Raw genomic sequence first — 4,416 nt, 5'->3', positions numbered from 1 at the left:
GGGCCGAGCGTTGATGCTGACTACCTCGATGCGCTGATGGGGCTGATGGAGATGCAGGATGGATCGGCGGTCGATGCGGCGTTTGAGGCTGCAGCGGGCGCGTCCTCAGCCGCTGAATCGCAAGCTTTGCCCACGAATGAACCCGATGAATCCTCGATTGATGACGTCGCGGCGCTGCCTGCATCCATCCCCGGCGCTTCGATCCAGGTCGTTTTTGTAGACGCGGGCGTCCAAGATGCCGATACGCTGGTCGAAGGATTGCGACAGGGCGCCGAAGGCAACACTCAGTGGTTGATTGTACGACTGTCCGAGGACGCAGACGGCGTCGAACAGATCTCACAGACTTTGTCCGGCCTCTCAGGTATCGACGCAGTTCATCTTCTCAGTCACAGCGACGGTCAATCCATTCGGCTGGGTAACACGCGGCTGAGTATCGACACGGCAGATGGCTATGCCGGTGACCTCGCGAACTGGGGAGCGGCGCTCGATGCCGATGCCGACCTGCTGATCTACGGCTGTGAATTGGCCAATAGCGACGAAGGCCGCGCGCTGATCGATTCAATTGCCGCATTGACCGATGCCGACGTCGCGGCGAGTGATGACTTGACCGGGCACCGAAGTCTCGGGGGCGACTGGGAACTCGAATATTCACTCGGCACGATTGATTACGCCTCGGCGTTTCAGATGACCGAGTGGCTCGGCTTGCTGGCTGAAACGGAGTCCACCGCCGATGCGACGCTTCAAGCTAAATCGTCAGAAGTGCCGCTGACGTTCGAGGAAAACCTGGGGCAAACGGACACTGCTGTCGATTTCCTGGCAAGGGGCAGTGGCTACACCGTATTTCTGAGCGATGGTGATGCAGTGCTCAGCCTTGCAGATGGAGCCGTCTTAACGCTGGATGTCGTGTCGGATCAAACCCCGACGACGGTTGTCGGGGTCGACGAGCTTGTCGGCCGCAGCCACTACCTGCTCGGTGAGCCAAGCGAATGGATTCGCGACGTCGGGAAGTTTGGCGCGGTCGAGTACGAGAACATCTATGACGGCATCAATGTCCGCTATTACGGATATGGACGCCACTTGGAGTACGACTTCATTGTCGGTCCTGGTGCAGAGGTTGGCCAAATCACGCTGCAGATGGATGGTGCCCAATCGGTCGCGATTGGCGAGGGCGGCGAGTTGGTGATCACGATGAGTGGCAGCAACGAAACGATTCGCTTCCGCGCGCCGTACAGCTATCAAGAGTCCGCCGACGGGGCTCGCCAAACCGTCGAGAGTCATTACTTGATTCGTGAGGACGGCAGCGTCGGGTTCGCAGTGGGCGATTACGACCACTCACGCGAGTTGGTGATCGACCCGATTTTGGATTACGGCACGTATCTCGGCGGCCTGGGGACCGAGACGGCGGAAGCCATCAAGGTCGATTCGTCCGGCAACGCCTACATCACCGGCACCACAGCTTCGGCCGATTTCCCGACGACAACCGGGCCGTTCGGCACGACCGGTGGGAACGATGTCTTTGTCACGAAACTGAGTGCCGACGGCAGCACGGTCCTCTATTCAACCTACCTCGGTGGCACGGGCAACGACTTCGGTTACGACATCGACATCGACGCGTCCGGAAACGCGTACGTGGTGGGCAAGACCGCGTCGGCGGACTTCACCACCACCGCGGGCGCCTACGATGAAGTGCTGAGTGGATCTTCGGACGGTTTTGTGTTGAAGTTGGACGCGACCGGATCGACGGTCCTGTACGGCAGTTACATCGGATCAAACCTCAGCAATGATTCTGCTTTCGGAGTCGCCGTAGACGGTTCGGGCCAGGCCTACGTGACGGGCACGCTGGCCGGATCGATTACGGGGTTCGCGACGGCAGGTGCTTACCAGGCGACCCCCGGCGGTGGAGCCGATGCGTTTCTCGCGGTGGTCGCCGCGGACGGATCGGGAATCGTCTACGGCAGCTACTTCGGGGGCAGCGGGGGCGACCAAACGCTTGATATCGCGATCGATGGATCAGGGGCCGCGTACCTGACCGGGTTCACCAATGGCACCGATTTGCCGGTGACCGGAAATGCCTATCAAAGCACCAGCGGCGGCGGCAAAGATGCCTTCATCGTGAAACTGGATCCACTCGGCGGCGGCGCCAGTGACTTGGTCTACAGCAGCTACCTCGGTGGAACCGGGAACGATGAAGCGAAGTCGATTGCCCTCGATGCCAGTGGACGCGCCTACATCGCCGGCTACACGGTTTCGACGGACTTTGATACCACGACCGGAGCCTACGATACGGTTTACGGCGGAGGCGGCAACGACGATGCATTCTTTGCGGTGGTCGATACCGGTCTGAGCGGCGCCGCGTCGCTGGCTTATTCCACGTTCCTGGGCGACACAGCCGATGATGACGCACGAGGCATCGCGGTCGATTCGTCAGGGATCGCCTGGATCACCGGTACAGCGGTATCGGCCGCATTTCCCACGACAGGCGACGCCTACGATGCCACCAGGGGAGGTACCCGAGACGCCTTCATTTCGGCGATCAATCCGCTCGGTAGCGGAGCAGCGGATCTGGTTTACTCGACGTTCCTGGGCGGCAGCGCGAATGAATACGGTTACGACATTGCGCTCGACGGGGCCGACAACCTGTACGTCGTCGGCGAAACCCAATCGGCCGACTTCGATTCCACGACCGGCGCCTACGACGAGACGTTGGCCGGAACGAGTGACGGATTCATCGCTAAATTCTGGAGCGACACACTGATCGTCGACACCACCAACGATGTGGTCGACGGCACGACCACCTCGATCAGTGCCTTGCTCTCCAACAAAGGCGCCGACGGATTCATCTCACTTCGCGAAGCAATCATCGCGACCAACAACACCGCGGGCGCTGACACGATTCAATTGTTGGCAGGCACGTATCTGATCACCACCGCGGGAATCGGTGACGATTCAGCAGCGACCGGTGACTTGGACATCATGGATGGACTGACAATCAACGGGGCGGGCTCCGGATTGACGATCATCGACGGGGGCGGTGATGGTGCCGCTGGCGGGCTGGATACCGATCGCGTCTTTGACATCCTGTCGGGGAATGTATCGTTTTCGGAACTGACGATTCAGCATGGCGAACATAAGTCAGATGCCGGCGGCGGCGTCAGGGTCGATTCCATCGCGAGTCTGTCGCTCACCAGCGTCGTGCTGAAAAACAATGTTTCCAAAGATGGCGGCGCGATCTCGAGCGATGGAATCCTGGTGCTCCAATCGGTGACAGTCGACGGGAATTTCGCGCAAAACAAGGGAGGCGGAATCCTCAACACCGGCAACGCAACCATCACTGATACGACGATTTCGAACAACACGGCAAACACTCAAGGAGGCGGCGGTGTCTACGAAAATGGATCAACCACTGCCTTCACGAACGTGACCATCAGCGGCAACTCGACGTCCGACAACGGCGGTGGGATTTATACGCGCGGATCCGCTTCTTTCCAAAATGTCACCGTGACAAACAATTCGGCTACTGCGGGCGGCGGCATCTTTGAGTCAGGCTCAACACCGACAGTACGCAATATTTTAGTGGCGGGGAATACCGCAGCAACCGACGATGATCTCGCCGGGATATTTTCCAGTCTCGGCAATAACCTGATCGGTGACGTCGGGACCGCTTCCGGATTCACCGACGGCGTCAACGGCGATCAGGTGGGCAGCGGGGGAAGTCCGATTGATCCGCTGCTCGGAGTTCTCACCGATAACGGCGGGGCGACACTGACCCACGCGCTGCTGGCTGGCAGCACCGCCATCGACGCCGGATCCAACACCGGGCCGACCACCGACCAGCGAGGCACGGCTCGTGACGCGACTTACGATATCGGTGCCTTTGAATTTTTAGCGGGATCGAAGGTCAGCTTTACGATCGGTTCCACGCCCAGTATCTCCGAAGACCTGACGGAGACGGCGACGTTCACCGTGACGCTTTCGGGTGATGCCCTGACCGGAAGCGATACCGCCAGCGTGGAGATCACCGTCTCGGGCACGGCTCTCTCCGGCACCGACTACGACGACTTTGTGTCCGCGATCGTGACGGCAGCCGCGTCGACTGCCGGTGTCACGTTCGATGGTACGGACACCTTGACCTTTGACAGTGCCTTCAATGGGGGTTCAGGCCTGGGCGCGTTTACCTTTACCGTGGACGCCATCGATGACGCCGCCGTGGAGGGCACCGAGACGATGGTTGCCACGTTGTCCAACGCGACGGTGACGGGTGGGGCTGCGACCTTTGCAACGTTCAGTGATTCGTTTACCGAAGCCGGCAACACCAACATCACGGCCCACACGCCCGATAGCGGTAGCACGTGGACACAGTACTTTAACGACAGCACCTACGCCGAAGCACTCATTGATGGAGTTCTGGATGTGGTC

At 59.9% G+C, this 4,416-nt stretch carries 1 protein-coding gene; it reads left to right on the top strand.

What is annotated here, in order from left to right:
• Positions 1-4,416 (top strand): DUF4347 domain-containing protein (locus ABX749_RS23695; protein ID WP_372898172.1); only part of this gene is annotated, 4,416 nt, incomplete at both ends.

The organism is Stieleria sp. (assembly GCF_041595215.1).
Lineage (GTDB): Bacteria > Planctomycetota > Planctomycetia > Pirellulales > Pirellulaceae > Stieleria > Stieleria magnilauensis.
The sequence above is the reverse complement of the archived record's forward strand: the minus strand, read 5'-3'. Positions and strand labels throughout refer to the sequence as shown.